General features: G+C 71.3%; 4 protein-coding genes, 2 tRNA genes and 1 pseudogene. 3 read left to right on the top strand and 4 right to left on the bottom strand.

Features of this window, described 5'->3' with window-relative positions:
• Together G6021_RS05945 and G6021_RS05940 are read right to left on the bottom strand one after the other, a co-directional pair.
• Positions 1-1,146 (bottom strand): annotated as a pseudogene (locus G6021_RS05945) (bifunctional metallophosphatase/5'-nucleotidase); the annotation flags it as partial.
• Positions 1,147-1,275: 129 nt separating this feature from the next.
• A complete protein-coding gene (locus tag G6021_RS05940) occupies positions 1,276-2,334 on the bottom strand; it encodes a pyridoxal phosphate-dependent aminotransferase (protein WP_179524273.1) in 1,059 nt (352 codons plus the stop codon).
• Between the two features lie 105 nt (positions 2,335-2,439).
• Here G6021_RS05940 and G6021_RS05935 point away from each other — a divergent pair.
• Both G6021_RS05935 and G6021_RS05930 read left to right on the top strand, forming a co-directional pair.
• Positions 2,440-2,531 (top strand) — tRNA-Ser (locus tag G6021_RS05935).
• A gap of 48 nt (positions 2,532-2,579) precedes the next feature.
• Positions 2,580-2,652: transfer RNA gene (locus tag G6021_RS05930), tRNA-Arg, on the top strand.
• A gap of 71 nt (positions 2,653-2,723) precedes the next feature.
• On the opposite strand, the gene G6021_RS05925 is transcribed toward G6021_RS05930, so the two are convergent.
• Both G6021_RS05925 and G6021_RS05920 read right to left on the bottom strand, forming a co-directional pair.
• Positions 2,724-3,713, bottom strand: coding sequence for a hypothetical protein (locus G6021_RS05925; RefSeq protein WP_179524301.1), 990 nt, complete (start codon positions 3,711-3,713; stop codon positions 2,724-2,726).
• Positions 3,713-4,057, bottom strand: a complete 345-nt coding sequence (locus G6021_RS05920; protein WP_031265220.1) for a helix-turn-helix transcriptional regulator — start codon at positions 4,055-4,057, stop codon at positions 3,713-3,715. Before G6021_RS05920 ends, G6021_RS05925 begins: the two co-directional genes overlap by 1 nt.
• Before the next feature lie 199 nt (positions 4,058-4,256).
• On the opposite strand from G6021_RS05920, the gene G6021_RS05915 reads away from it, so the two are divergent.
• A partial coding sequence (locus G6021_RS05915) for a DMT family transporter (protein WP_182640843.1) occupies positions 4,257-5,173 on the top strand: 917 nt, incomplete at its 3' end.

The following is a 5,173-nucleotide window of genomic DNA, read 5'->3' as shown; positions in this document are numbered from 1 at the left end:
GAGGTTCACCGTCTGGTTGAACGCCGAGGTCTGCGGGCGGATCACGTCGCCGGTGGCGGGGTCGACGGCGAGGTCGACGACGGTGACCGACCGACCGTGGGACGCGGGCGCCACCACCACCCGCTCGTCGTTCTCCGCGTCCCGCACCCGGCAGGTCGCGGGACCGCCCGAGGCGCCGACGATCAGCGCGTCGACGGCGGGGTCCAGGCGCTTGACCAGGTCCAGCTCGGTGAGTTCGTCGGGGCAGGCGCCGGGATCGAGGTTGCCGTGCACGGTGGTGGACTGCACCAGGCCCACGATCGCCTCCACGCCGAGGAACTGCAGCGCCTCCACGGTCTCGTTGACCGCCTTGACCGGGTCGGCGAGCCGGGTCGTCGTCTCCGGGGCGCTGTCGGAGGGGAGGGTGACGGCCACGACCCCCACGCGGACGTCGCCGATGCGGTGGATCGCGAACGGGAAGGTGGGAGCCGCGTCGGGGGAGGGGACGACGTTGGAGGCCAGGAACGGGAAGGCCGCGCCGCGGAACGGTGGCAGGGGCGGGTCCACCCGGCAGTCCTGCTCGGTGCGGCACCCCGGACGGACCAGGGAGCGGACGTGGTCGGCCCCCTTCTCGAGCTCGCGCCTCCCGACTCCGGCGCCGTCCACGCCGAGACGGTTGAAGAACTCGATCGTCGGCCGGTCGCCCAGCAGCGCCGCCTCCGGAGCGGTCCCACCGATCGAGTCACCGGTGGCCAGCAGCATCGCGTCACCGGCCTGGTCGCGCAGCTTGCCCACCGTGGCGGCAAGGTGGGCCCCACCGCCCGCCGGCCGAACGTTTCCCGAGCCGTCCCGGAGCTGGCCCTGGAACCCCACCGGCCGGGTCAACGCACCGGAGAACTCGCCGATGCCGAGGATGCGCACCGACTGCGTCTCCTCCGAGGGCGTCCAGGGTCGGCCGGACTCGCCGGTGCGGGCACCGGCGAGCGGGGTGGCGGCGAGGGTGAGGACCAGGGCGCCGATGGCCACGATCACCAGCGTGACGATCGCGGTCCGGCGGAGCGAGGGGGAGCCCGGTCCGTGGTGGTCCGCCGGGGATGGTGAGCCGGACCATACGCGGGTGCCGACCAGCGAGGAGTTCATGTCGTCCCATGAACTCTGCTGTCTCATCCGGCTCCTTCGATGTCCTTCGGTGTCGATCCGTCGCGGGCACGCGTGATCACCAGCGGGAGCACCGCTCTGCGCACGCGAACCTTGCCCACTGTGCCGGTGTGAGGTCACGGGAGCCCGCCGGAACAGTCACGTTCCGGTCACAAAAGCGCGTGCGGCGTCCAGGAGGCGGTCGTTCTCGACCGGGTCGCCGATCGTCACCCGCACCCCGTGGCCGGCGAAGCACCTGGTGACGACGAGGTGGTCGCGGCAGTGCGAGTCGAATTCGGCCGCGGCGTCACCGAGCGGCAGCCACACGAAGTTGGCCTGGCTCTCCGGCACGGCATGGCCGAGATCGATCAGCGCGTCCCGGACCCTCGTGCGTTCGGCCACCACCGCATCCGTGCGGGCGCGGAGCTCGTCGCCCGCGTCGAGGCAGGCGATCCCGGCGGCCTGGGCGAGCGAGCTCACCGAGAACGGGACGACCATCTTCCCCACGGATGTGATCAGGTCCGCCGGCCCGGTCAGGTAGCCCACGCGCAGCCCCGCCAGGCCGTACGCCTTGGAGAACGTACGCAGTGCCACGACGTTGGGCCTGGCCATGGACTCGGCCACGCCGTCGACCGGGTCGTCGGATCGGAGGTACTCGTAGTACGCCTCGTCCAGCGCCACCGTGACCCGCTCCGGAACGCGGTCGAGGAACGCGGTGAGCTCGGCGTGGGAGACCGCCGGCCCGGTGGGGTTGTTGGGGGTGCAGACGAAGATCAGCCGGGTCCGGTCGGTCACGGCGTCGGCGATCGCCTCGAGGTCCAGGGTGCCGTCGGCCCGGTTCGGGACCGGGACGGGGACGGCGTGCGCGATGCGCGCGATGATGGGGTAGGCCTCGAACGATCTCCAGCCGTAGAGGACCTCGTCCCCGGGTGCGCACACCGCCTGGACGAGCTGCTGGCACAGCGCCACCGAGCCGCAGCCCGCGGTGATGTTGCGCGACGGGATCCCGAGGAACTCCGCCAACCGGGACACCAGCGCTCCGGCGGTGATGTCCGGGTAGCGGTTCACCCCGGCCGCGGCGTCCACGATGGCGGCCGCCACGCTCGGCAGCGGTCCCGCGGTGGTCTCGTTGGAGGCCAGTTTGACCGCTCCCGGGACGGTGGCGCCGGGGACGTAGGAGGGGATGGCGTCGAGGTCGCTGCGCACGTCGGGGGACATGCGTACAGAGTAGGACCACCGGATGACGCCGGGGTGTCCGGCCGTTTTGCGCACCGCGCCGACCGGTGTGTACTGTTATCCCTCGTTGGCTCAGCAGAGCCTCCAGGAGGCGTGCCAGAGCGGCCGAATGGGACTCACTGCTAATGAGTTGTCCTCCTTAAAGGGGACCGGAGGTTCAAATCCTCTCGCCTCCGCCATGCCGGAGCACCGGGTGACCGGTTGAACTGGCACGACAGATGAATAATGCGCCCGTAGCTCAATGGATAGAGCACTTGACTACGGATCAAGAGGTTAGGGGTTCGAGTCCCTTCGGGCGCACAGCAGCGGTACCGGCAACGCCCTCGTCCACGCGGACGGGGGCGTTGGTCGTTCGTCCCCCCGCCCACGACTCACCGGGTCGCGGCCGTGTCCCGCCGATGCGCCCGGAGGGTCTCGACCTGGTCCCAGATCACGATCACCCAGACGGTCGCGACGACACTCCATCGGATCGCCGCGGCCGGCAGCTCGTCCCCGTCGGCCGAGACGAGGTCGGGGTGGATCACCGACTCCTGGGTCAGGACCAGGATCGTGAGGAAGGCGCCGAACACGATGTCGGTGACCACCTCGACGGCCAGTCGCCGCCGGGACCTGCCCGGGCGGGCCAGGCGCCGGATCTGCACCAGCGCCAGCACCCCGATCAGGGCCAGGTAGCCCGCGAGCCAGACGGTGGGGATGTCCGGGTTCACCACCGTCTCGCCGCCGTTGAGGTGTCCGATGTAGAGGAACGTCGACGGCACGAAGGGCACGGCGGCGAGCAGCGCGAGGAGGCTCAACGAGACGATCGCGTCGATGCGGGTGTCCGGCCGGACCCGCGGATGGTCGAGTTCCGACGGGTCCCACGCGGTCGACGTGGTGAAGAGGTTGCGGCCCCCCTCGGGCGTGGTCCGCTCGACGATCACCACGAGCAGGGTCCAGGCCGCGAACGCCCACAGCAGGGCGGACACCACCCCGCTGACGACCTCACCGATGAGGCCGCCCAGTTCGGCCTGCGGGGCCGTCACCACGTAGACGATCGCGCTCGTGAGCGCCGCCAGGGCGCCGACGATCGGCATGAGCCAGCGCAGGACACGCAGCCACGCCGGGTAGACCTCGGGCCCTATGAGGTAGTGCCGTGCGCCCGAGTAGCGACGCGCCAGCGCGGCGGGGTCACCGAGCCGACCGAGCACGGCGCGCTCGATCGAGTCGGGGTCGGGAGCCGCGGCGCCGTCGCCGTGCCGGTCGAGCTCGGCCGCGACCATGTCGTCGATGGTCGCGGCGATCTCGGCGGAGATGTCGTCGCTCGTGCTGCCCGGCAGCCGCCGGACCACCTCGGCGATGTAGCGATCGGTCAGTGTGGACATCACGTCTCCGCCTTCCGCAGATCGGTGTAGGAGGCGCCCAGCGCCTGCCATTCGGAGTGGAGCAGCTCGGCGGTCTGGGCACCGAGCGCGGTGGTCTCGTAGTACTTGCGGGGTCGGGGTTCCTCCGTCCGCCACGTGGAGGTGAGCAGCCCCTGACCCTCCAGGCGGCGCAGCAGTGGGTAGAGGGTGTTGGCCTCGGTCGAGATCCCGGCCTCGGCCAACGTGGTGAGCAGGGCGTACCCGTAGCGCGGTCGCATGCAGGCCAGCAGGCTCGCCAGCACCACCGAGCCGCGCCGGAGCTCCTGCAGGTGGGTCCCCAGCACCGCGTCCACTCCGTCGCTCATGCCTCACACGGTACTGTGTGGCACACAGTATGGGAAGAGTGCGCCGCACAGGCACCCGGCTCGAGGCCGGAACGGTGATCGTCGGCGTGGGGGAATGCCCGCCCGCCGTCGCCCCCGCCGCCGGATGTCGTGCGCGGGGGTCGGGGGTGGGGCCGACGGTACGACGACGACGAGACCGGCCGCTTCGTAGGCTGTGCCGATGTCCCAGCCCGCTCGAGATGCGCTCCGCCGCAACGCCGGCCATCTGGCGTCGGTGGCACTGGTGATCATGTGGAGTTCGGGCTACGTCGGCGCGGAGCTCGGGACCCGGACCGGTGGGACCTCGCTGCAGCTGCTCGGCTGGCGGTTCTCGATCCTCGGGCTCCTGCTGCTCTCGGTCTGCCTCGTGCTCCGCGTGCGGTTGACCGACCGGAGGGCGTGGGCGCGGCAGGCGGTGCTGGGTCTGTTCAGTCAGGCCGTGTTCCTGTTCATGATCTTCGAGGGTGTCGCCCGCGGCGTCGACGGCGGGACGGCGGCGCTGATCGCGGCGCTGCAGCCACTACTCGTGGCGACGGTCGCGGGCAGGTTCCTCGGGGAACGGACCACACCGGTCATGTGGATCGGCATGCTGCTCGGAATGGCGGGCGTCGTGGTGGTGGTCTCGGGCGGCCTGGGTGCCGGCAGTGCCCCGTGGTGGGCCTACCTGTTCCCGGTGGCCGGGATGCTGAGTCTGGCCACGGGGACGGTCCTCACCCAGCGTCTCAGGCCCACGGAGACCCTCCTCCAGTCCATCACCATGCAGTCGGTCGTCGCGGCGGTGGCCCTGGTCGCCGCGATGCTGCTGGCCGGGCAGGGCGCGGTGCCGGCCGAGCCCGAGTTCTGGGTGGCGGTGGCCTGGCTGGTGTTCCTCTCCACGCTCTGCGGGTACGTCCTCTACGTGTTCGTCACCCGCACCAGGGGCGCCACGGTGGCCAGCGTCCTGCTCTACCTCACCCCGCCCACCACCATGGTGTGGGTGTGGCTGATGTTCGGGGTGCCGATCACTCTTCTCGCGGCTGTCGGTATGGCGGTCAGCGCGGTCGGCGCGATCCTGGTGCTGCGGTCCCGGGCAGCGGCGCAGGCCCAGCGCGACCGCCG

Source organism: Dietzia sp. CW19, from assembly GCF_014145265.1.
GTDB classification, from domain to species: domain Bacteria; phylum Actinomycetota; class Actinomycetes; order Mycobacteriales; family Mycobacteriaceae; genus Dietzia; species Dietzia natronolimnaea.
Note: the sequence above shows the minus strand (reverse complement) of the source record. Positions and strands in the feature narration are given on the sequence as shown.

What these genes read in the sequence shown, in the direction of transcription:
- G6021_RS05940 (WP_179524273.1), bottom strand. Translation starts at nt 2,334, where the DNA reads ATGTCCCCCGACGTGCGCAGCGACCTCGACGCCATCCCCTCCTACGTC.
- G6021_RS05925 (WP_179524301.1), bottom strand. Translation starts at nt 3,713, where the DNA reads ATGTCCACACTGACCGATCGCTACATCGCCGAGGTGGTCCGGCGGCTG.
- G6021_RS05920 (WP_031265220.1), bottom strand. Translation starts at nt 4,057, where the DNA reads ATGAGCGACGGAGTGGACGCGGTGCTGGGGACCCACCTGCAGGAGCTC.